Raw genomic sequence first — 23,477 nt, 5'->3', positions numbered from 1 at the left:
ATTTTGAGCTATATTCACCTGCTGTTCATGCTTTAGGGGGTCAATTCCCGTGAACGGGCAAAAAATCGCGTGACTTTGAGGCAGAATCAAGGCTCAGCAGACAGAGTCAACGTTCCCCCGAACTAAGTTTTTTCCTATACTGTTCAGAATAATAGACATGGTAATCCGGTCGCCTGGGAGGGTAACGCACATGATCCGTTCAGAACTGATTCAGAAAATCGCCGACGAGAACCCGCATCTTTACCAACGCGATGTCGAGCGGATCGTGAATACTGTGTTCGAAGAAGTGACCGATGCCATGGCCCGTGGTGATCGGGTTGAACTGCGTGGCTTTGGAGCGTTTTCGGTCAAACAGCGCGACGCGCGGGTGGGCCGAAACCCCCGTACTGGCGAGACCGTTCAGGTCGAAGAAAAAAGTGTTCCGTTTTTCAAGACTGGCAAGTTGCTAAGGGACCGTTTGAACGGTAAAGCCTAAGGCATGATGCGCTACGTTAGATATGCTTTTTTGGCGATCCTCGCGATCGTTCTGATCTCGGTTTCGCTGGCCAACCGCGAAGCCGTTGAGCTGACACTGATGCCTCAGGCGATTGCCGATCTGATTGGGTTCAATATCAGCACCTCTCTGCCCTTGTTCCTTGTGGTTCTGGGCAGCGTTGTTGCGGGCCTGATTATCGGGTTCCTCTGGGAATGGCTGCGTGAGCATAAGCACCGTGCAGATGCGTCGGCCAAAACCGGTGAAGTTCGCAAACTTGAACGCGAAGTCAAAAAGCTCAAGAAAAAGCAGAACGAAGGCAAGGATGAGGTCCTCGCCATTCTGGACGAGGCCAGCTAAGCTAACATGTCCGATGTAGCGGTCAAAATTTGCGGCCTGACCGCCGCTGACCACGTGCGCGCCGCAGCGGACGCAGGCGCGCGGTATCTAGGGTTCAACTTCTTTCCGAAATCACCGCGCTATGTCTCGCCGGAGCAAGCCGCCCAACTAACGGATCACGTCCCTGTCGGTGTGGCAAAAGTGGCCTTGGTGGTGAACGCATCTGATACGTTGCTGGACAGCATTACCGCAGCTGCCCCGTTCGACATGTTACAGCTACACGGGTCGGAAAGCGTAGAACGTGTGCAAGAAGTCAAAGCGCGTTACGGTCTGCCCGTCATAAAGGTGGTTGGCGTGGCCGATGCCAAAGACCTGCAAGCAATAGACACCTACAGTGATGTTGCCGACCAGTTGCTGGTTGATGCCAAGGCCCCTAAAAACGCGGTCTTGCCAGGTGGAAACGGGTTGGCCTTTGATTGGCGTTTGCTGGCTGGGCGTAAATACTGGCGCAAGCCTTGGATGCTGGCCGGTGGCTTGAACCCCGATAACGTGGCCGAAGCGATCCGGATGACCGGTGCACGTCAGGTGGACGTTGCCTCGGGTGTGGAAAGCGCGCCGGGTATCAAGGATGCCGATCTGATGCGGGCCTTTATCGCTGCGGCAAACGCGACCGGTTGACGCGTCTGGCAAAGCATCGAGCGAGTGCGTTTTGCCATGGCAAATCCCGCCGCTACCTCCTATGAACGACAGGTAAGATGACGGAGACAGCCATGGCCAACGATCTTTTCAATTCCTTCATGTCCGGTCCCGATGAGCAGGGCCGTTTTGGCATCTTCGGCGGACGGTTTGTCAGCGAGACCCTGATGCCGCTGATCCTGTCGCTGGAAGAGGAATACGAGAAGGCCAAAGACGATCCGACTTTCTGGGCCGAGATGGATGATCTGTGGGCGAACTATGTGGGCCGCCCCTCGCCGCTGTATTACGCGGAACGTCTGACCGAACACTTGGGCGGCGCGAAGATTTACCTGAAACGTGATGAGCTGAACCACACCGGTGCGCATAAGATCAACAACGTGCTGGGGCAGATCATTCTGGCCCGCCGTATGGGCAAGACCCGGATCATTGCCGAGACCGGGGCAGGGCAGCACGGTGTGGCCACAGCCACCGTCTGCGCCAAGTTCGGCCTGAAATGCATCGTCTATATGGGCGCCCATGATGTGCAGCGCCAGGCCCCCAACGTGTTCCGTATGCGCCTGCTGGGGGCCGAGGTGATTCCGGTGACCTCGGGCCGCGGTACGCTGAAAGACGCGATGAATGACGCGCTGCGCGACTGGGTGACCAATGTACGCGACACGTTCTACTGCATCGGCACGGTGGCCGGGCCACACCCGTACCCGGCGATGGTCCGCGATTTCCAGTCGATCATCGGCAAGGAAGCGAAAGAGCAGATGCAAAAGGCCGAAGGCCGTCTGCCCGACACGATCATTGCCGCCATCGGTGGTGGTTCAAACGCGATGGGCCTGTTCTACCCGTTCCTTGACGACAAATCGGTGAATATCATCGGTGTCGAGGCCGGTGGTAAAGGTGTGAACGAGAAGATGGAGCATTGCGCATCATTGACCGGCGGGCGACCCGGCGTGTTGCACGGTAACCGCACCTATCTGCTGCAGGATGATGATGGGCAGATTCTTGAGGGCTACTCGATCTCTGCCGGTCTGGACTATCCGGGCATCGGGCCCGAGCATTCTTGGCTGCACGACATCGGCCGCGCGCAATATGTCTCGATCACCGACAAAGAGGCGCTGGAGGCGTTCCAGCTGTGCTGCGCCACCGAAGGCATCATCCCCGCGCTGGAGCCCAGCCACGCACTGGCTCACGTTATGAAAATTGCGCCCGAACTTCCCAAAGATCATGTGATCTGTATGAACATGTGTGGACGGGGCGATAAGGACGTGCAGACCGTAGCCAAGTATCTGAACTTTGACATGTCGGATACAGAAGGCCGCAGCGCCGACTAAACTCGATTGCGAAAACCACAAAAGGCGCGCCTGCTTGAGCGCGCTTTTTTTGTCCGCCCACCTGCTTAATCTGCGTTGGAATGCTCTGTCAGAATCGTCAGAGAGACGATGTCCAAAGCGCGCTGATGGGTTGCTTCAAGGTGCACTTTGGGCGCACACCCTTCGTCATGGGCCTGTAGAAAACGGCTGGCGCAAAGGCACCAACTGTCTCCGGGGTTTAGACCGGGAAAGTTGAACTCGGGGCGCGGTGTGCTGAGGTCGTTGCCGACATACTTGGAAAAGCCCAGAAACTCGGCCGTCATCACGGCGCAGACCGTATGGCTGCCCTGATCTTCGGGGCACGTATTGCAGGCCCCGTCACGAAAGAACCCGGTCAGAGGGTCTTGGGAGCAGGGGGCCAAAACGCCCCCCAGCACGTTGATGCTGTCCTGTTTTTGCATGGCGACACCCTACAGGCTTTGCGCAATACTGCGAAACATTTCGACATTGGCTTCGTTTACGCCATCGTCGCGGAACTTGCGATCCGCGCCAGTCGTCACGATCAAAACGCCGCGGGGTTGGTCGAAATAGATATACTGACCATAAACGCCCCGTGCGAGAAACTCGCCCTCATGCGCACCTACCGGAATCCACCATTGGTAGCCATAGCCGATCTTCCCGGCCTCGGTCGGAGCGCTGGGCAGGACGGATTCGGCGACCCAATCCGCAGGTACGAGTTGCTGATCGTTGTGCTGCCCATTCTGCAGGATCATTTGACCGAACCGGGCAAAATCCCGAGTTGTGAAGTTCAAGCCACCTAGAACAAAGGCAATCCCGGTACCGTCAGTCACGTAATAGCCGTCGTATTCCAGACCCAGCGGCTGAATGATCTTTTCGGTCAGCAAATCAGTGACGCTGCGCCCGGTTGCGCCTCGGATCACCATTCCAATCACATGGGTGTCGATCGAGACATACTGCCAGGTCTCACCCGGTTTTGTGAAATTGTCCTGCAGCGAGGCTGCAAAATCGTCCAGCTTTCCACCCAACGCCACGACACGCCCCATACGGTTGATGTCTGACTTGGGGTCAAAATAATCCTCGTTGAATGTGACGCCGCTGGCCATATTCAGCACATTGCGCAGGGTCGCGCCGTCATAGGCTGTGCCCTTCAGTTGAGGGGCGTATTGAACCACCTGATCATCCAACGAGGTGATCGCGCCTTCCTCCAGTAGGATGCCGAACAGAGCCGAAAGGTAGCTTTTGGCGACCGACCAGGAAATCCGACGGTCTTCCGGCGCGGTGCCCAGGTAATACTCCTCGAACCGGATCTGACCATCCTGCATCACCAGAAGAGACGTCACAGCCCGGTCTTCGATCCACTGATCGGTGCCTTCGGGTAGATCAAAGCCAATGCCATAGGGCAGGTCCCAGGTGGGGCCGTCACCGCGCGGCAGGTCGACCGTCAGGAACGCCTGATCCATATGCGAGAAGTTATGGACAATCTTGTCTTCGCTGAATAGCGAATTCACTGCCATAAGTCGCTGAATTTCTTCGCGTTTCCAGAAGCCAACAACCACGGCGGCCAGTACCAGCATCAATGTGATGCGCAGCACCCACTTCAACAGCGTTCTCATATGTCTCCTCCCATATGCGTGCTGTATTGGACCGCGCCCCGATGCGATCTGCAATCAGGACGTTACGGCAAGACCTATGAGTCTATTTGAACTTATCCAGCAGTTTTTGCATGGCCGATCGGTCATCGACCTCGGGCTCAGGCGCCGGCTTTGGTGCCGATTGGGACGGTTGAGGCGTTTTTGACGATCTCGGTGGCGCAGTCCGTAGGGCAACCGCATTCATGAACTTGCCGCTTTCGTTATCGGCAAGATGCGCGGCCCCATCTGATACGCCGCGCAGCACGTCCTCCAACCAGTCCGAGTCAGCCTTGGCAAAGTCGCCCAGAACGTAAGGAGAGACCATCTCTTTGCGCCCCGGATGCCCGATCCCTAGTCGCACACGATCATAGGCGGGGCTGATATGTTCGTGGATGGATCGCAGCCCATTGTGACCGGCGTGACCTCCGCCCGCCTTGACCCGGACCTTACCGGGGGCGAGGTCAAGCTCATCATGAAAGACGGTCACATCAGTCGAGTCTAATTTGTAGAACCGCATCGCTTCGCCGACAGATTGACCCGAGCGGTTCATGAAAGTCTGCGGCTTGATCAACAGCACTTTTTCGCGACCCAACCGCCCTTCGGCGATCTCGGCCTGAAACTTGGACCTCCAAGGGCCAAAGCTGTGATCTTGGGAGATCCTGTCTACAGCCATAAAGCCGATATTGTGGCGGTTGCGGGCATATTTTGCCCCCGGATTCCCCAAACCGACGAACAGCTTCATGATCTCGTCCCCGTTGCTTTGCACAAGGTTGATGGCACGGATCGCGACCGGTTTTCCACCCCAACCCTGCAAAAGAAAACGGGGCCCATCCGGACCCCGTTTCCAATCCAGTCACTCAAGCGTCTGGACTTATTCTTCTTCCTGACCGACGACTTCAACCTCGTCTGCGGCCACTTCTTCACCTTCTTCGTCGTCGCTGGTCGACAGACCGGTCGGTGCCGAGATGTTCGCGATCACGAAGTCACGGTCGATGGTGGGCTTGGTGCCTGCAGGCAGATCCACGGCCGAGATGGTGACAACATCGTTGATGTTCAGACCGGTCAGATCAATTGTGATCTTCTCGGGGATGTCACCGGCGGTGCAGACCAGCTCAACCTCAGGACGTACAACAGTCAGAACGCCACCCTTCTTGATGCCGGGGGCTGCTTCTTCGTTGACGAACTCAACGGGGATGAACAGCGCAATCTTGGTGGTCCGACGCAGGCGCATCAGGTCCAGGTGGGTCGGCAGGTCTTTGACAACGTCACGCTGAACGTCGCGGCAGATGACGCGGACGTCCTCGTGGCCTTCAACCTTCAGGTTCCACAGAGTGGACTTGAATCGGCCTGCTTTCAGACGCTTGAACAGTTCGTTGAACGGGATCTTGATTGCCAGTGGGTCTTTGTCGCCACCGAATACAACGCCCGGGACCATGCCTTCGCGGCGGGTCTGACGAGCGGCGCCCTTGCCTGTCCCCGTCCGTTCCAGAGCTACGAGATCAGGAATCTCTCCAGCCATGATAATTCTCCAAATGTTAGGGCGGGCATCCTCCAAGGCTGTATGCCCGCGTGAAGCCGCGTCCTTAGCTTGATTCATCTGTTTTGGAAAGGGGTTTTTACAGGTTCAACCATTTGCGAAGCTCTGCCTCGCGCTCCGAGGTATTTTCAGCCAGATGAAGTGCGAATCCCTTGCTTCATCTGACCCCCTGATCACTTGCGCCAACGTCCGCCGAAATCTTCGGGAACCAATAGATTGTGCCGGCCCAGGTCGGTGACTTTTCTTTCACCACACAGTGCCATGGTTGTGTCGAATTCCTTTTGGATGACGTCCAGCGCGGTGGTCACACCTTTTTGTCCCATCGCCCCCAGACCATAGACAAACGCACGGCCGATATAGGTGCCTTGCGCACCCAAGGCCACTGCTTTCAAAACGTCCTGACCGGACCGGATGCCGCTGTCCAGATGGACCTCAATATCGCCTCCGACCGCGTCCATGATCTCGGGCAGAACACGGATCGAGCTGAGAGCACCGTCCAGTTGCCGTCCACCGTGATTGGATACCACGATGGCATCAGCCCCAAGTTTGGCCGCCATCCGGGCGTCGTCTGCATCCAGGATACCCTTGAGGATGACCTTGCCGCCCCATTGTTCCATCAGCTTTTCGACTTTTTTCCAGTCGAGGCTGGGGTCGAATTGTTCGGCCGTCCACGCGCCCAGCGACGACGCGTCCGAGATACCGTCCACATGGCCAACGATATTGCCGAATTCCCGCCGTTTGGCGCGCAGCATCTCGATCCCCCAAGACCATTTGGTCATCAGGTTCGCGATGGTTTTGGGGGTCAGCTTTGGCGGTGCGGACAGGCCGTTTTTCAGGTCCTTGTGGCGCTGCCCCAGAATCTGCAGGTCCAGCGTGATGACCAAAGCGGAACACTTGGCGTCTTTGGCCCGTTGGATCAGTCGGCTGACGTAATCCTGATCCTTCATGGTGTAAAGCTGGAACCAGAATGGTGCCGAAGTGTGTTCTGCCACATCTTCGATCGAGTTGATGGACATGGTGGACAGAGTGAAAGGCACTCCGAAATCTTCGGCGGCTTTGGCGGCCTTCATCTCTCCGTCTGCGTGTTGCATACCGGTCAGGCCAACCGGAGCCAGCGCGACGGGCATTGTCACATCCTGCCCGATCATTTTGGACGCAGTTGACCGCCCAGACATGTCAACAGCCACCCGTTGGCGTAGCCGAATATCTTCGAAATCCGAGCTGTTGTCGCGAAAGGTCTGTTCGGTCCAGCTTCCGCTTTCTGCGTAGTCATAGAACATGCGCGGGACACGCCGTTCATAGATACGTTTGAGATCTTCAATATTCGTGATGACGGGCATGAGGTCAGCTTTCGAAGGATTGGTATAAATTGTTTACCAATACCTGGCCCGCGTCGCAACGCTGCATTTGGAGCTGGTAGGTGACTGGATTGTTCAAAGAAAAACCGCAGCGGCATAGGCCAACTGCGGTTTCAAAGCGATTAAGTGGTCGCAAGCCGTCTCAGGCGGAATGTGCCCCATCTGAGAGCGTCTTGACGAAGTCGAGTACCTCGGCGACAGGCTGGCCCTTTGCGATCTGACTGACGATAGCCGAGCCGACCACTGCACCGTCTGCCACGCTGGCGATGGCCTTCGATTTTTCGGGTGTATTGATCCCAAACCCAACGATGACCGGCAGGTCGGTGGCGGCCTTAATGCGGGCGACTTCGGGGCCGACATTGGTGGCTTGCGCCTCGGCCGCGCCGGTAATTCCGGTAATCGATACGTAGTAGACAAAGCCCGAGGTGTTCTGCAGCACACGGGGCAGGCGTTTGTCATCGGTCGTCGGTGTGGCCAAACGAATGAAATTCAATCCGGCGGCTTGCGCGGGCAGGCACAGCTCGTCATCTTCTTCTGGTGGCAGGTCGACAACGATCAAGCCATCAATGCCTGCGGATTTTGCGTCCTTTAGGAAGCTGTCGACGCCGCGGCTGTAAATCGGATTGTAATATCCCATCAGAACGATCGGTGTCGTGTCGTCGGTTTCGCGAAAGCTGCGGGCCAAATCCAGCGTGCGCTGCAAGGTCATACCGCCATCCAACGCGCGTTGTCCGGCGGCCTGAATGGTTGGCCCGTCGGCCATTGGGTCGGTAAAGGGCAAGCCAAGCTCGATCACGTCGACGCCCGCTGCCGGAAGGCCCTTAACGATCTCAAGCGAGGTGTCGAAATCTGGATCTCCGGCCATGATATAGGCAACGAATGCCTTTTTACCTTCGGCCTTGAGGGCGGCGAATTTGGCGTCGATACGGGTCATCTGTGATCCTTGCATTCAGGTTTGATCCTGATGTGCAGAAACTTTGGCCGGAAATCAATCCCGACTGACCAGATTGACCTAGAACCCCAGGTGATAGCGTAAGAGCAGCGCATTCACGCCGGGGTTAAAGCTGTCGGTACTGGCGTTCGATTTGTGAGTGACAGCCAGCGAAATGGCGTTGCCGCTGTCCAATGTATAGCCAACACCCAGAAGGCTGCGAATCTGAAAGCCACCACCCAAGTCATTGTCGCCGTTAGAGGCGTTAAAGTAGCCTGGCATCACACTCAACTCAGCGAACCAGCGATCCGAGAAGGAATAGATGCCCACCAAACCTGCACCGATATGCGTGTCACCGTCGGTGTCGGCGGTCAGAGCCGCACCCAGACCAGCGCTGAAGCGCGTTGCTTCGTGAAACGGACGGTGCTGGTATTCCAGTGAAAACACGCCCTGATCGTCGCCGTTGCCGTTAGAAAAATCCGCAAAACCCGCGCCAAAGATGACAGATTGGGCCTGTACCGAGGTCGCAGCCACGAGCAAGGCGACAGAAGTAAATAACGCTTTCATTGGGTTCTTCGTCAATTATTTTTGTGTGAATTCCTACGTGGGGACCATGACCCGCGCGGTTCAACTCACGCAAGTACAAATACCGTAACGGTTTAGTGAAGCTACGGTGGCCATCTGCCGGTTGCACCGGTTGGGTTGCGCATTTTCCACAACCTGCCTAGAAGACGCCGTCACATCGCTTCAGGAGGCCGCAATGGGCTTTAAAATGGGAATCGTGGGTCTGCCGAATGTAGGCAAGTCGACTCTGTTCAACGCGCTGACCAAGACTGCGGCGGCACAAGCGGCGAATTTCCCGTTCTGCACCATCGAGCCGAATGTGGGCGACGTGGCCGTGCCGGACGAGCGTTTAGACAAGCTGGCGGCAATTGCGTCCTCGAAGCAAATCATCCCGACGCGCATGACCTTCGTGGACATCGCCGGTCTGGTGAAGGGGGCGTCAAAGGGCGAGGGGCTGGGCAATCAGTTTCTTGCCAATATCCGGGAAACCGATGCCATCGCCCATGTGTTGCGCTGTTTCGAAGATGGCGACGTGACTCATGTGGATGGCCGCGTCGACCCGGTGGCTGATGCTGACACGATCGAGACCGAACTGATGCTGGCCGATCTGGAAAGCATCGAAAAGCGCCGCGCCAATCTGGTGCGCAAGCTGAAGGGCAACGACAAAGAGGCGCAGCAACAAGACCGCCTGCTGGCCGAAGCGCAAGCTATGCTGGAAAGCGGTAAACCCGCGCGGCTGGTTGAGGTTACGGCCGAGGACGCCAAGGCGTGGAAGATGCTGCAACTGCTGACCACCAAACCGGTTCTGTATGTCTGCAACGTGTCCGAAGAAGAAGCCGCCGAGGGCAATGAATATTCCGCCAAGGTCGCTGAAATGGCTGCCGCGCAGGGCAATTCTCACGTCATCATCAGCGCCAAGATCGAAGAAGAGATTAGCCTGCTGGAAGCGGACGAAGCCGAAATGTTCTTGAGCGAGATGGGCCTGGAAGAACCCGGCCTCGACCGTCTAATCCGCGCGGGCTACGACCTGTTGAAATTGGAAACCTATTTCACCGTTGGCCCGAAAGAAGCCCGCGCCTGGACCATCCGTACCGGCACCGCCGCGCCGCAAGCCGCAGGCGTGATCCATGGCGACTTCGAAAAAGGCTTCATCCGCGCCGAAACCATCGCCTATGACGACTACATCGCCGCCAATGGCGAGCAGGGCGCAAAAGAGGCGGGTAAAATGCGGGCTGAGGGCAAGGGGTACATCGTCAAAGATGGCGATGTGATGCACTTCTTGTTTAACAACTAAGCACGTCTGGTAAACGTTTGTATCAGAGCTTTTCGTTCAGGCTGCAATGGCTGATCAGCCACCCGCCGTCAGGTTGCCGGTGCAAAACGTTAAGGGATGTCCCGTGACCGGTCGTCCCTTCACTAAAGTGGACAAGGCACCAGCCGATTTGACCGTCGATGCCGGCCTGAACAACCGTAACGATTTTGTCCTCGCCACCTTCCCCTAACCATTCGGCATGGGTCGCTTCGATAGCATTTCGGCCTTTGGCTGCAGGTCCGTAGGGTGAAAACAATTCTGCGTTATCCAGGAAGAACGACGCGCAACCAGTTGCATCTTTTGACCGATAGCAATCAACATACCTGTCATACAATTTCTGAAAAACTTCTACAGCGGTCATCCGAAGCCTCTCCGTGTTGCCCTTGCCATGTATTAGAGGCGAGTTTCTTGAGTGAGACAAGAATGCGTTCAAAGGTATGCTCGCCTGCAAACGGTGCTTTTCCCGCAAGTTAATACGGCTAAAGTGGTCGTCGGCCCGTTATTGGAAAACTCGAATATGATCGAAATCCGCGACCTCCAACTCCTTAGCGCCCTTGCGCGGCACCAACATTTCGCCAAGGCAGCTGAGGAATGCGGGATATCGCAGCCCGCGTTCTCGATGCGCATCCGCAATCTTGAGGACCGGTTGGGTGTCTCGATCGTCCGTCGTGCCAACCGGTTTCAGGGCCTCACCGAAGAAGGCGAGATGATCGTCCAGCGGGCGCGGCGTATTCTGGATGAGACCAAGGCGCTGGAACAGCAGGTGCAGGCGTCCAAGGGTGAGATCACGGGGACGCTGATCCTGGGCGTGATCCCCACCGCAATTGCCTTTACCGGACGTTTGATCAAACGGTTGCAGCAGGCCCACCCGCGCATCCTGTCGCGGATCGAAACCATGTCGGCCACCGCCATACAGCACCGGCTGGATGAGGGTAGTCTGGATGCGGGCATAACCTATGGCGACAGCATCGGCACCGATCTGCGGCAGGTTCAGCCCCTGTACGAAGAAACCTATGTGCTGCTGGTTCCTGCGCATATGACTGATGAAACCGGGCCGCTCCCGTGGGCGCAGGTGGCCGAGTTTCCGATCAGCCTGCTTGAGCCGCAGATGCAGAATCGGCGTATTCTGGACCGGATTTTCGCTGAACAGGGCCTGCACCCGCATGTGGTGGCCGAAACCAGCGGCTTCACCGCTTCGATGGTTATGGCGCGCGAGGGGTTGGCGGCCACGGTTGTTCCCCGTGTGCTGGTGCGGGCGCTGGGCGAGTTGAAGGGAACGAAAGTGCTGCCTCTGGTCGATCCGGTCGTCAGCAAGCCGATCTGTCTTGCCACGCTCAGCCGTGATCCGGAATTGCCAACGGTCGAAGCGCTACGGGCGGTTGTCGCCTCCTTACGGTGATAAGGTGTCGCTATCGTGCGATTGAAATATGCGATTTGACGATATGCTGATCTGATGAGACACGGAGCCTTAATCGGAGGGCATCATGGCACCATTAGATACCAAGCCAGCAGGCGCACCCAAGGGCGTCTGGAAGTCAGGTAAAGGCAAAGGGCGGCACACGCCCAAAGGCCGTCAGTTCACGGATGAGGCACAGGCCGAGATCGCGCGCCTGCTGGGCGACCGCCCGCGCCGCCGTGATCTGCTGATCGAATTCCTGCATTTGATTCAGGACGAACACGGCCATATCAGCGCCGACCACATCGCCGCTCTGGCGGTCGAGATGCGCATCGGTCAGGCCGAGATCTATGAAACCGCTACCTTTTATGCCCATTTCGACGTGGTGAAAGAGGGCGAGACGCCTCCACCCGCGCTGACGATCCGTGTCTGTGATTCCCTGTCCTGTGAAATGGCCGGTGCCCAGCAGCTGCAAAAGGCGCTGGAGGACGGTCTGGATGCGTCGGAGGTTCGCGTCGTGCGTGCGCCCTGCATGGGCCGCTGCGATACTGCGCCGGTGCTTGAGATCGGTCACAACCATATCGATCATGCGACCCCCGAAAAGGTGCAGGCCGCGATTGCGGCTGATGACACCCACGCGCATTTGCCCGACTACGAAGCCTTTGCTTCTTATGAGGCTAACGGCGGCTATACCAAGCTGAAAGAACTGCGCGATGGCGGCGATTGGGAACAAGTGCAGGAAGACATCTTGTCCTCGGGCCTGCGTGGTCTGGGTGGTGCGGGCTTCCCGTCGGGCAAGAAATGGGGCTTTGTTCGCATGAACGAAGGCACCCGCTATCTGGCCGTGAACGGGGACGAGGGCGAGCCCGGCACGTTCAAAGACCGCTACTATCTGGAGCGCACGCCGCATGTCTTCCTTGAGGGCATGCTGATCGCCGCATGGGCGGTTGAGGCCGAGACCTGCTTTATCTACATGCGCGACGAATACCCAGCGGTTCTGGAAATTCTGCGCCGTGAGATTGCCGCGCTGGAACGGGCCGGGATCGTCGCGCCCGGCTATATCGACCTGCGCCGGGGGGCCGGTGCCTATATCTGCGGCGAAGAATCCGCGATGATTGAATCGATCGAGGGCAAAAAGGGCCTGCCGCGTCACCGTCCTCCGTTTGTGGCGCAGGTCGGCGTGTTTAACCGCCCGACGTTGGTGCACAATGTTGAGACGCTGTATTGGGTCACCAAGGTGTGTCGCGAGGGGCCGGATTGCCTCAACAGCACCGAAAAGAACGGCCGCAAGGGCCTACGCAGCTATTCGGTCTCGGGGCGTGTGGCAAAGCCGGGCGTCTATCTACTGCCCGCCGGTTCGACCATTCTGGACGTGATCGAAGCGGCCGGAGGGATGGCCGAAGGTCAGACCTTCAAGGCCTACCAGCCGGGCGGTCCGTCTTCGGGGCTGTTGCCCGCATCTATGGATGATATCCCGCTGGATTTCGATACGCTGCAACCGCATGGCACCTTCATCGGGTCCGCTGCCGTGGTCGTTTTGTCCGATCAGGACACGGCGCGAGATGCGGCGCTGAATATGCTGCGGTTTTTCGAGGATGAAAGCTGCGGCCAGTGTACGCCGTGTCGTGCTGGCTGCGAAAAAGCGGTTAAGCTGATGCAGGCCGACAAGTGGGACACCGATCTGCTGGAAGATCTGTGCCAGGTCATGGGCGATGCCTCGATCTGCGGTCTGGGGCAGGCGGCCCCGAACCCGATCCGCCTGGTCATGAAACACTTCGCTGACGAAATCTGAGGGGAGACAGAGCCATGCTAGACGCAAGCCCAAACAAGACCGTCACCTTCAACCTGAACGGCGAAGATGTCACCGTGCCCGAGGGCTGGACCATCTGGGAAGCCGCCAAAGGCCAAGGGTTCACCATTCCGCACCTGTGCCACAAGCCCCAACCGGGCTACAAACCCGACGGCAACTGCCGCGCCTGTATGGTCGAGGTGGAGGGCGAACGCACACTGGTCGCTTCGTGCATCCGACCCGCAGCGGATGGTATGGTAGTCAAGACAGACAGCGACCGCGCCGAGAAATCGCGCGCCATGGTCATGGAACTGCTGGTCGCTGACCAGCCGGAGGAGGCACATGACGCGTCCAGCCACTTCTGGGACATGGCCAAGCTGAACGACGTCAGCGACAGCCGTTTCCCGGCCAAAGAAGCCGAGAAAATCCCGCTGCTGGATGACAGCCACGTTGCGATGCGCGTCAATCTGGACGCCTGCATCAACTGCAATCTCTGCGTGCGCGCCTGCCGCGACGTGCAGGTGAACGATGTAATTGGCATGGCTGGTCGTGGTCACACAGCGCAGGTGGTTTTCGACCAGAACGACCCGATGGGCGATTCAACTTGTGTCGCCTGTGGTGAATGCGTTCAGGCTTGCCCGACCGGCGCGCTGATGCCTGCGACCGTGCTGGATGACCAGCAGAAGGGTGACAGCAAAGACTATGACTCTGAGACCAAAAGCGTCTGCCCGTTCTGCGGCGTGGGCTGTAAAGTTTCGCTGAAGGTCAAGGACGGCAAGGTTAAGTATGTCGAAGGCATCAACGGCCCGGCTAACGAAGGTCGCCTGTGCGTCAAAGGCCGGTTCGGCTTTGACTACATCCACCACCCGCACCGTTTGACCAAGCCGCTGATCCGGCGCGAGGACGCACCTGCCAAGGGCTTAAACGTCGATCCTTCGAACCTGTCGACCCATTTCCGCGAAGCGACTTGGGAAGAGGCGATGGATCTGGCCGCGACCAAGCTGAAGGAACTGCGCGACGATGATCCGCGCAATGTCGCGGGTTTTGGCTCGGCCAAGTGCACGAATGAAGAAGCCTATCTATTCCAGAAGTTCATCCGTCAGGGCTTCCGTCACAACAACGTCGACCACTGCACCCGTCTGTGCCACGCGTCGTCGGTGGCCGCGCTGATTGAAAACGTTGGATCGGGTGCGGTTACGGCTGCGTTCAACGACATCAAAGACGCGGATGTGGCGATCATCATCGGGGCCAACCCGATCGAGAACCACCCGGTTGCCGCGACCTATTTCAAGCAGTTTACCAAACGCGGTGGCAAGCTGATCGTAATGGACCCGCGCGGTGTCGGGATGCGCAAGTTCGCCGATGAAATGCTGCAGTTCCGACCGGGAGCGGATGTGTCGATGTTGAACGCGATCATGAACGTGATCGTCGAAGAGGAGCTCTATGACAGCCAGTACATCCACCGCTGGACCGAGAACTGGGAGGCCGAGAAAGAACACCTGCGCCAGTTCACGCCCGAAGCGATGGCTCCAATCTGCGGTATTGAACCGGATCAGATCCGCCGGGTGGCCCGTACCTTTGCACAGGCCAAGGCCGGCCTGATCTTCTGGGGCATGGGTGTCAGTCAGCACATCCATGGAACGGATAACTCGCGTTGTCTGATCAGCCTCGCGCTGATGACCGGGAATGTTGGTAAACCGGGCGCGGGTCTGCACCCGTTGCGTGGTCAGAACAACGTTCAGGGCGCCTCGGATGCTGGTCTGATCCCGATGTTCCTGCCGGACTACAAAACGGTCACAGACGACAACATCCGGGCGAAGTTCGCCGATGTTTGGGGATCAGAGGATTTCTCGAACGAAAAGGGCCTGACGGTCACCGAAATCATCGACCAGATTTATGCCGGAAACATCAAGGGCATGTATATTTTGGGCGAAAATCCGGCCATGTCTGACCCGGATGTGAACCATGCCCGCGCAGCGCTGGCAAAGCTGGACCTGATGATCGTTCAGGACATTTTCCTGACCGAGACGGCAAACTACGCCGATATCATTCTGCCGGCCTCGGCGCTGTATGAAAAGAACGGCACCGTGTCGAACACCAACCGTCAGGTGCAGCGTGTGCGCCCGGCCGTGCCGCCTCCGGGTGAGGCGCGTGAAGACTGGGCGATCACTGTGGAATTGGCGCAGCGCATCGGTCTCAACTGGGATTACACGGATGTGTCTCAGGTCTTTGCTGAAATGAAGCTGACCATGGAGTCGCTGGACAACATCACGTGGGAACGTCTGGAAAACGAGACGATCACCTACCCGTCCCTGTCCGAAACCGATCCGGGTCAGTCCATCGTGTTCGGCGACGGATTCCCCCGTGCGGATGGTAAAGCCAAATTCACACCCGCCAGCGTCATCCCGCCGGATGAGGCCCCGGATGCCGAATATCCGATGATCGCCACAACAGGTCGTCAGCTGGAGCATTGGCACACCGGGTCGATGACCCGCCGGTCCAACGTTCTGGATGCGGTTGAGCCCGAGGCGAACTGTTCGATGAACCCGCGTACCCTCAAACTGATGGGGATTGAGCCGGGTGACACGATCCGCTTGACCACCCGGCGCGGCTCGATCGACATTATGGTGCGCGCCGACCGGGCGATTGCCGAGGATATGGTGTTCATTCCGTTTGCCTATGTTGAGGCAGCAGCAAATATCCTGACCAACTCGGCCATCGACCCGTATGGCAAGATCCCCGAGTTCAAGTTCTCGGCCATCAGGGTTGAAAAGATAGAAGACGCCATCGCGGCGGAATAACCGACCACCACTCATGTTGGAAAGGCGGCCCTTGCGGGTCGCCTTTTTCTTTTCTTGACAGAGATTTATTGACGGCCAAACCTGTCACCGCTTTTGGTGGTGGAGGGTTCCATGGCGCGCCGCTTTGTCGATTTGTCCGTTCCGCTGGAAACCGGGATCATATCCGACCCGCCGATCATGCTGCCTGAAATCGAATACTTGACCCATGACCAGACTGCAGAACAGGTCATGTCTTTCTTTCCCGGTTTGACAAAGGATGATCTTCCGGGCGGTGAGGGCTGGGCCATAGAACGTTTGCAGATCGCGACCCATAACGGCACTCATCTGGATGCGCCGTACCATCATCACTCGACCATGAATCGAGGAGAACGCGCGATCACGATCGACGAGGTGCCGCTGGAATGGTGCATGAATCCCGGTGTGAAACTGGATTTCCGCCATTTTGATGATGGCTATGTGGTGACGGCCGCAGATGTCGAGGCCGAATTGAAACGCATCGGCCATACGTTGCGGCCATTGGACATCGTGGTCGTCAACACGTCCGCAGGCACGCATTATGGGCAACCTGATTATCTGATGAAAGGTTGCGGCATGGGCCGCGCAGCAACGCTGTATCTGACCGAGCGCGGTGTACGCGTCACCGGCACCGACGCCTGGAGCTGGGATGCACCTTTTGCCCTGACCGCTCAGGAATACGCCGAGACACAGGATGCCTCAATTATCTGGGAAGGCCACCGTGCTTCGATAGACATTGGGTATTGCCACATGGAAAAACTGACCAATCTGGAAAGCCTGCCGCCGACCGGTTTCGAAATCTCGTGTTTTCCGTTCAAGATCAAAGGCGCTTCGGCGGGATTCACGCGCGCCGTCGCCATATTCGAGGATGATGCAGATGACTGAACCATTGGGCGGCCATGATGGCCCCTATGACGCACCTATCGAAATTCACGGATTCAAGGTTCTGCCGGAATGGATCGACTATAATGGCCACATGAATGTGGGCTATTACGGAGTGGCATTTGATATGGCGCTGGAACGGTTGATGGTTGATCATCTGGGACTGGGCGAAGTTCAGGTCAGCGCGTTGGGGCAGGGGCCTTACGTCCTGCAATCGCAAATGTCTTTCCTGCGCGAAGTTCTCGAAGGTCAGTCGTTGACCTTTCGCTTTCGCATGTTGGATGCCGATCACAAACGCGGGCATTATTTTGCCCAGATGCTTTCGGCTTCAGGCGAGGTGTGCGCTACCCAAGAAGCGCTTTTCATGAATGTCAGTCATACAACAGGTCGATCTGTTGCGTATCCAGATTGGGCTGCAGCCCGGTTGGCGCGGATGGCGCGTGATCATGCAGAGCTTGAGCCGGAGCCTCAGATCGGTCAACCGATTGCGATCCGGCGTCAGTAATTGCGTTCAAAGAACACACCCAGCCCAGTCTCGCCCCGGCCATCGACAGTGCCCCGGACGGTGAAGTTGTCGGTGACGTCAAGGTTCAGGTTCACTTCGGTGTCGCCTTCTGTGTTGACGGTGAAATCGGTGTAGAGGTTGTCGCTCAGGTAAGCGCCCGCGCCCAAGCGTCCCGCTCCGCCTTCCGTCGCGCCTATATCGACCGTGTCTACCCCTGTGCTGTCACGCAGCCCCTTGGTGGCATCACCACCTGCGCCGCTAAGTTGTGCCAGCGACGCCGCCATCTGGGCAATCACAAAGGGCGACAGTTCCGAGAACCGGTTGCCGAACAACAACATGGCCAGAGCCTCTTCGGCGGGGCGTTCCGGGTCAGAGAATACGTCGACTTCGGGTGAATCCAGCGGCCCGGCGATTTCGATCGTAGCAGTACCGTCCGAGGTGCTGGTCGAAGATTCGAACTCGATATACGGTGTGAGGTCGCCTTGCAGCGTTACGATACCCTTGGTCAACGCCAATCGACGCCCCAGAATATCAAAGTGACCGCGGATCAATTCTATCTGCCCTGACGGGATGACGGATGATGTGGTCCCGCCGATAAACAGCCGCCCACCCAGTTCCGCGTTTACGCCGCGACCGCGCACAAAGACCTCTTTCGGGGCCAGCAATGCGATATCCAAAGCAATGCGCGAGTCGCTTTGTGTGGTCTCTTCGTCCTTAACCAGACCGGCGCGTTCCCGTGTCAGCAGTTCTGCAGCACTTTCGCCAACATGCTGGATGTCGGGGATCGCCGCCGCCCCTACCGCGCCAGAGGCGGCTGCTAGGTTGATGTTTGTTTCAACGAAATTGATCTGCCCTGAAACCGAGCTGTTTCCTGCCAACGCTCCGGTCATCGCAATTTGTCCAGCCAGTGTGGTCTCATACAAAAGCTGGTCCGTCAGAACCAGGTTATTCAAAGTCGTTACGATATTCGCGTTGAAGGGCGGGGTCAGGTCAACCGGCCCGGCGACCGAGAACGATCCGCCGGCGCGGGTGCCGCCGGAAATGGAAACCGTTGCTCGGCTTTGCGACAGATCGACTGACCCGCTGATGCCAGTGATTGTTTGCCCGGCGCCCGGAATGGCCAGCGATGTGCCAGAGGTGGTGATCGACCCGCTAAGGGCATCAAGCGCTGGCTTGCCCTTAAGAGTAACGTCATACCGGGCAGTTCCGTCGATTTTATTGGGTGAAATGAACAGGTTGGCAATTCCTATGTTCAAACCGCCCACAGCCTTCAGATCCGCTTCACCCGTACTTTCATCAAACGTACCCGAAACGTCGCTGTTGATCTGCGCGGGGCCTTCGGCGCTGGTGTCGATGGTCCAGATGCCACTTTTGCGTTGCGCAGTTCCCGTGGCAGCGATGGTGCCGGGGAAGTCGGGTGCAAATCGTTCAATGCGATTGAACTTGGCGTCAAATTCCACATCTGCGTCGCCGTCTGTTTCGACTGTCCCTTTGAGATTGGCATAAGAACTGTCAGGCCCGCTTAAATTTGCAGTTCCTTCCAACCCGGTCCGAGTTGGTGCCACGTTGCCTGCCAAAGTCATGGGGCCAGACAGAGTCCGGGTCACACGGGCGACGTCGTCCAGTGTCACCGAGTAATCCAGCCCTCCGGCCTCGCGCGAGACCTTGCCCGAGGCGTTTGCAGAGATTGCCGTTCCTGTCAGTCGGAACGTGCGAACATCCAGGCCCTCGTCGCCATTTTCAGCGTCTAGGGTCAGGGTTGTACGCCCCTCAATCAGTTTGTCGAGCACCTCGATCCCGGCCCGAATGTTGTTGGCGTCCACGTTCCCTTGAACGTCAAAAGCGCGCGTGGCGAGGTCGCCGCTGCCCTGTAGGTTGGCGTTCACCGATCCGGCCAGATCTTGCCCGGCCAGTCCCGAAAAAAGCGACAGGTCAGGCACGGTCAAACGCGCCTGACCCTGGCCCGAGGGTTCTTCGGTCGGGTCATTTATCGTGGCCTGAACCTGCGCGCTCAGGGCTTGGGCGTTGATTGTTGCGCTTCGTATATCAATGGCATCTGCGGTCCGAGCACCATCCCACTGGATTGTAGTCTGACCGGTCAACAGGGGATCAATATCCGCCATGCCCGTTCGTATGTTCCGACCGACGACATTGGCGGTGCCGTCAAACTCCAACGTTTGTACTGTCCCCGTGCCGCTGACTTCTGCCCGTACAGAGCCCCCCAGCTCACGCTGGGCCAAGCCCGAGAACACCGACAAGTCCGCCGCATTTACCCGCGCTTGCCCGTCGATGGTCAGATTGCCATCGGGTGTGGTCACATCGCCGCTTGCCTGAGCCTGCGCAGCTTCGCTGTTCAGATCGAAGGCGCGGATAGTAATGCCGTCTGAATCACGTTTGGCATCCAGCGTGATTGTCGTTTCGCCAGTGATGACCGGGTCGATGTCGTCGCGCCCGGTTGACAGGTCGCTGCCCTCGACAGCCAGCTTGCCGTCAAAGCTGCCTTCCAGTGGCGATCCCGACCCATCAATTCTGGCCGAGACCCGCCCCTCAAGGTCCATTTGTGCGAGGTCCGAAAATCGGGCCAAGTCAGACGCTTCGAGCGTAGCTGAACCGTCCACGTTCAAACCACTGTTCAGGCCATCGACCAAAGCATCCAGCGCAAGCGTATAATCCGATCCGACCAGTTCGAACCCCGATAGGTTCAGCGACTGATCACTGCCATAGTCAAACTGGCCGTCCAGCGTGATGCGTTGGCCGATGGCCGAGTTCAAAGCAGGATCAGTCAAATCAACACCGGTGACGCTGGCTTGAAGGTCGCCACTTACTGACAGGGTTTCGGCCTGATCCAGAACTCCTTGCGCCGTAATCCGGGCGTTTTGCAGGTTGGCTTGAGGGGATTTAAAGCCGTTCGCCGTCAGGCTCAGGTCCCAAAGGTTGCCGTTTTTCTGATCGAAAAGTGCGGAAATTTGTGCGGCCTGAAGGGATGTATCCCCGCCAGCCACAGGCAGGATCACAGCCTGACCGTCTGGAGGCGTGATACGTCCCTGCAAAGCCGCAAGTGCCAGTGTTCCACCTTGGGCCAGTTGCAACTCGCCCTTCAAGTCCAACGCTTGCGTGGTCAGTTCCAGGTCCGAGACATCCAGCGCCCCTTCGGGTTTGGTTTGGCCGTTTACGAAAAGTCGTGTCTGGGTGCCAAAGAACGGATCGATATCGGCTGATAGAAATGGGGTCAGATCACCACTGAGGTCGGTGGTAAACGCAATGCCTTCTGATGCTCCTTCGGTGGCCGCGCGCAGGCGAACCTGACCGGTCACGCGTTGCTGGTTGTCGCTGCTCAGGCCGATATCGGCGCTGAAATCCGTCAGCGGGCCGGACCCTTTGGCGGATAATCCGATAGGTGGGCTGTCGGGAATGTTCAGGGCGGTAGAAATCAGACCGCCGGATGCTTCGGTCACATTCAGATCAAGGGTGATCTCGCTGGTGGCGTTCTGGAACCCGGCGGTCAGAGTGATTTCGTCGCCCGCGCGGTCCAGCCGGGTGATATCGAGATTGGTGTCCAACGTTCCGTCGGCCAGGGAAAGATTGCCGGTAACCGACAGGTCTGCGGCCACGCCTATCAACGGCTCGCCCAGGGAAATCTCGTCTATACGAATTTCGCCGATCTCGATGGAAACGGGCAGTTCAGGAAGTTGAAATGGCTGAGTTTCGGCAGAAGGTGCAGGTTCGCCCGGTGCGGTTGTCGCGCCGGGCGCGCGAGCGATGTCGATTTCCTGCGCTGTCAGCGCGTTAACCGAGAATCTGCCTCGGATCAGCGCCAGGCGGTTCCAGTCCAGTTGCGCGTCCTTGATGGTCAACCAGACGCCTTCATCATCCGCGACTGTGATTTCCTCGATGGTGGCGCGCGCGCTCAGGGCGCCTTGCAGACCCTTGACCGTAACGTTCTGATTGTCACCCGACAGCGTATCTTGCAGGAAATTCTCAAGCATACTGCCACCGCTGTCTTCCTGCGCGGCCAGAGGAGGGGCATAGAGGACCAGCGTAGCGGTCAGGACTGTATATGAATATCGCCTTATCAAAATGCCTGTCCGATCCCGATGTAGAACTGCAGTCCATCGCCGGTGTCGCCCTGAACGGGAACGGCGAGGTCAAGACGCAATGGGCCAAAGCCACCCAAATCGTATCTGACGCCTAGACCTGCGCCAGAATGGGACGCCGCGGCGCTGGTGACGAATGAGGACGAATCCACCACGCCGTAATCATAGAACCCGACCAGCGATATCGCATCGTTTATCTTGCCCCTGACTTCTCCGGAGAGGCCAAGGAAGGATTTGCCGCCGGCAATTTCGTCTCCGACCGGAATGCCGAGGCTTTCGAACGGTTGCCCACGTACGGTGCCGGCGCCACCGGAAAAAAACAGGAAGTCTGGGGTAACTGCGTTCAGTGACGGCCCCAGGACTGAACCCGCTTGCACCCGCCCAGCAAGTACAATGCGCCCGCCAGTTCCCAGGCTGGTATAGGTGCGCGCGTCAGCAAAGAACCTGATGCCGGTCTCAGTTTCTGAAATTCCCAGAAAGGGCATGATCTGTGCGTCCAGATAAAACCCTTTCGTCGCACTGACCTTGCTGTCGCGCTGATCCCACTCGGTGCGGGTGGGGACAATAAAGTATCGGAACTTGCGCCCGTCGCCGAACGCGTCATCCGCGTCGGACCATTGAAACCCGGCCGAAGCTTCGGCGTATAGCCGATCCGAGAAAGTACGTCGCGCACCATACGCCAGCGATGTTATAGTAACGTTGTAATTGTCGGTGTTGCGGCGTTCCAGCAGGGCGTTCCAGAACGTGTTGTCATCTGGTCCCAGCCGATCTGGCTGGTCCAGTCGAAGACCGATGCGCCCGTCCAGATCCTCGGCGCCGCCGATATTGCGCAGCGCTGCTTCGAACCGCAGCCGTTCTGCCCGCCGAAACACGTTGCGATGGGTCCAGGTTGCGGTCAGATCGATCCCATCCCGAGAGGCAATCTCGAATCCGAAAGTCAGGCGGCGTTTGGGCAGATCTTCGAAATAGGCGTCGAAATCCAGCGTGCCATCAGGGTTCGGGGTCTCGCGTTCTTCAAGCGCGACAACGTTAAAAGTTCCGGTCCTGCGCAGACGGGTCCCGACCTTTTGGATGTCCTCGGGGGAATAAACCTCGCCCTCTGGGAAGCCCGCGATCTTTTCGATCGACGAGTGTTTCACATCCGTATCGCCCGAGATGATCATTTTCCCGAACGTCAAGCGCGGCCCCGGAGCCAGATCAATCTGAGCGTCCAACTGGGCCTGCGCGTGTCGGGCGATGACTCTTTGACCTTGAATATCGGCTTTGGCATGGCCTGCATTGCGCCAGCCTTGGACCCCTGCGGAACCGGCACGCTGAATCGCCCCGGTGGTGGCCAGTTCGCCGATCGCGAATTCTTCGGGCAGGACGGTCTGTGGGGCCAAAGGCTGTACGATCGCTTCACCAAACCGGAACTTAGGTCCGGTCTGCACAGTGATGGCGGCGCGGTTGATCTGCGTCGGTACGCTCAGGGAACTCAGTTCGGCCGCTTCCTGACCGTCCAGCTTGATGCTGACGACCGGGCTGAAATACCCCTCGTCGTACAGAATCTGAACAATGGTCCGATAATCCGACAACGCGGCCGATAAAATTTCCAGTGGTGTGCCCAGTCCGCGCGACTCGGCGGTGGCAACGGATGAGGTTTCTTCAAGACGCTCGATCAGAGCTTTGGGCGCGCCTGGAGCGGTCAGAGTTGTCTCTAGCGCAATTAGCGAAGTGGGCAGAACCGCAGCCAGCAGGCCAAACAGGCAAGTTCTCACACAAGCGCGCGGTCCGGTCTTCTGCATCAATTGGCCTCAACTGCCCCAAGTTGAAATCAGTTTTCGCCGTCATGGA

At 57.9% G+C, this 23,477-nt stretch carries 20 protein-coding genes; 10 read left to right on the top strand and 10 right to left on the bottom strand.

Annotated elements, in window-relative coordinates; genetic code table 11:
* Positions 1–190 precede the first annotated feature (190 nt).
* From ihfB to trpB, 4 genes are all read left to right on the top strand, one after another.
* The gene (gene ihfB / locus ABWV79_RS04925) at positions 191–475 is read left to right on the top strand and encodes an integration host factor subunit beta (protein ID WP_170354862.1); all 285 of its coding nucleotides are present in this window, start codon (positions 191–193) and stop codon (positions 473–475) included.
* 6 nt (positions 476–481) lie between these two features.
* Positions 482–832: a lipopolysaccharide assembly protein LapA domain-containing protein gene (locus tag ABWV79_RS04920; RefSeq protein WP_353390799.1), complete on the top strand. Its 351-nt coding sequence runs from the start codon at positions 482–484 to the stop codon at positions 830–832.
* Between the two features lie 6 nt (positions 833–838).
* The gene (locus ABWV79_RS04915; RefSeq protein ID WP_353390691.1) at positions 839–1,489 is read left to right on the top strand and encodes a phosphoribosylanthranilate isomerase; all 651 of its coding nucleotides are present in this window, start codon (positions 839–841) and stop codon (positions 1,487–1,489) included.
* Positions 1,490–1,581: 92 nt separating this feature from the next.
* Positions 1,582–2,829: a tryptophan synthase subunit beta gene (gene trpB / locus ABWV79_RS04910; RefSeq protein WP_353390689.1), complete on the top strand. Its 1,248-nt coding sequence runs from the start codon at positions 1,582–1,584 to the stop codon at positions 2,827–2,829.
* A 65-nt stretch (positions 2,830–2,894) separates the two neighbouring features.
* On the opposite strand, the gene ABWV79_RS04905 is transcribed toward trpB, so the two are convergent.
* From ABWV79_RS04905 to ABWV79_RS04875, 7 genes are all read right to left on the bottom strand, one after another.
* The gene (locus ABWV79_RS04905; RefSeq protein ID WP_353390687.1) at positions 2,895–3,269 is read right to left on the bottom strand and encodes a DUF2237 family protein; all 375 of its coding nucleotides are present in this window, start codon (positions 3,267–3,269) and stop codon (positions 2,895–2,897) included.
* Between the two features lie 9 nt (positions 3,270–3,278).
* Positions 3,279–4,442: a serine hydrolase domain-containing protein gene (locus ABWV79_RS04900; protein ID WP_353390685.1), complete on the bottom strand. Its 1,164-nt coding sequence runs from the start codon at positions 4,440–4,442 to the stop codon at positions 3,279–3,281.
* An 82-nt stretch (positions 4,443–4,524) separates the two neighbouring features.
* Complete coding sequence (gene pth / locus ABWV79_RS04895) at positions 4,525–5,202, bottom strand: aminoacyl-tRNA hydrolase (protein WP_353390683.1); 678 nt, start codon at positions 5,200–5,202, stop codon at positions 4,525–4,527.
* A gap of 129 nt (positions 5,203–5,331) precedes the next feature.
* A complete protein-coding gene (locus tag ABWV79_RS04890; protein ID WP_170354868.1) occupies positions 5,332–5,979 on the bottom strand; it encodes a 50S ribosomal protein L25/general stress protein Ctc in 648 nt (215 codons plus the stop codon).
* A 191-nt stretch (positions 5,980–6,170) separates the two neighbouring features.
* Entirely contained in the window at positions 6,171–7,337 is a 1,167-nt protein-coding gene (locus ABWV79_RS04885) for an alpha-hydroxy acid oxidase (RefSeq protein WP_170354869.1), read from the bottom strand.
* A gap of 160 nt (positions 7,338–7,497) precedes the next feature.
* Positions 7,498–8,289: a tryptophan synthase subunit alpha gene (trpA, locus tag ABWV79_RS04880; RefSeq protein ID WP_170753947.1), complete on the bottom strand. Its 792-nt coding sequence runs from the start codon at positions 8,287–8,289 to the stop codon at positions 7,498–7,500.
* Positions 8,290–8,367: 78 nt separating this feature from the next.
* On the bottom strand, positions 8,368–8,853 hold the full coding sequence (locus ABWV79_RS04875; protein WP_353390680.1) for an acyloxyacyl hydrolase: 486 nt from the start codon (positions 8,851–8,853) through the stop codon (positions 8,368–8,370).
* A 193-nt stretch (positions 8,854–9,046) separates the two neighbouring features.
* On the opposite strand from ABWV79_RS04875, the gene ychF reads away from it, so the two are divergent.
* Entirely contained in the window at positions 9,047–10,144 is a 1,098-nt protein-coding gene (ychF, locus tag ABWV79_RS04870; protein ID WP_170354871.1) for a redox-regulated ATPase YchF, read from the top strand.
* A 22-nt stretch (positions 10,145–10,166) separates the two neighbouring features.
* On the opposite strand, the gene ABWV79_RS04865 is transcribed toward ychF, so the two are convergent.
* Positions 10,167–10,523, bottom strand: a complete 357-nt coding sequence (locus tag ABWV79_RS04865; RefSeq protein WP_353390677.1) for a YybH family protein — start codon at positions 10,521–10,523, stop codon at positions 10,167–10,169.
* Positions 10,524–10,679: 156 nt separating this feature from the next.
* Here ABWV79_RS04865 and ABWV79_RS04860 point away from each other — a divergent pair, with 156 nt between their 5' ends.
* From ABWV79_RS04860 to ABWV79_RS04840, 5 genes are all read left to right on the top strand, one after another.
* The gene (locus ABWV79_RS04860; protein ID WP_353390676.1) at positions 10,680–11,561 is read left to right on the top strand and encodes a LysR family transcriptional regulator; all 882 of its coding nucleotides are present in this window, start codon (positions 10,680–10,682) and stop codon (positions 11,559–11,561) included.
* Between the two features lie 85 nt (positions 11,562–11,646).
* Entirely contained in the window at positions 11,647–13,350 is a 1,704-nt protein-coding gene (locus ABWV79_RS04855) for an NAD(P)H-dependent oxidoreductase subunit E (RefSeq protein WP_353390674.1), read from the top strand.
* Positions 13,351–13,364: 14 nt separating this feature from the next.
* Positions 13,365–16,148, top strand: a complete 2,784-nt coding sequence (gene fdhF / locus ABWV79_RS04850; protein WP_353390673.1) for a formate dehydrogenase subunit alpha — start codon at positions 13,365–13,367, stop codon at positions 16,146–16,148.
* Between the two features lie 111 nt (positions 16,149–16,259).
* Positions 16,260–17,048 (top strand): cyclase family protein, encoded by a 789-nt coding sequence (locus tag ABWV79_RS04845; protein ID WP_353390672.1) that lies wholly within the window; start codon positions 16,260–16,262, stop codon positions 17,046–17,048.
* The gene (locus ABWV79_RS04840; protein WP_353390670.1) at positions 17,041–17,550 is read left to right on the top strand and encodes a thioesterase family protein; all 510 of its coding nucleotides are present in this window, start codon (positions 17,041–17,043) and stop codon (positions 17,548–17,550) included. The genes ABWV79_RS04845 and ABWV79_RS04840 overlap by 8 nt, the downstream gene beginning before the upstream one ends.
* On the opposite strand, the gene ABWV79_RS04835 is transcribed toward ABWV79_RS04840, so the two are convergent.
* Both ABWV79_RS04835 and ABWV79_RS04830 read right to left on the bottom strand, forming a co-directional pair.
* On the bottom strand, positions 17,544–21,626 hold the full coding sequence (locus ABWV79_RS04835) for a translocation/assembly module TamB domain-containing protein (RefSeq protein ID WP_353390669.1): 4,083 nt from the start codon (positions 21,624–21,626) through the stop codon (positions 17,544–17,546). The genes ABWV79_RS04840 and ABWV79_RS04835 overlap by 7 nt on opposite strands.
* Positions 21,623–23,428, bottom strand: coding sequence for an autotransporter assembly complex protein TamA (locus tag ABWV79_RS04830; RefSeq protein WP_353390668.1), 1,806 nt, complete (start codon positions 23,426–23,428; stop codon positions 21,623–21,625). The genes ABWV79_RS04835 and ABWV79_RS04830 overlap by 4 nt, the downstream gene beginning before the upstream one ends.
* Positions 23,429–23,477: the final 49 nt, after the last annotated feature.

The organism is Ruegeria sp. HU-ET01832 (genome assembly GCF_040371315.1).
GTDB lineage: Bacteria > Pseudomonadota > Alphaproteobacteria > Rhodobacterales > Rhodobacteraceae > Ruegeria > Ruegeria lacuscaerulensis_A.
This window is presented reverse-complemented; position numbering and strand designations above follow the sequence as displayed.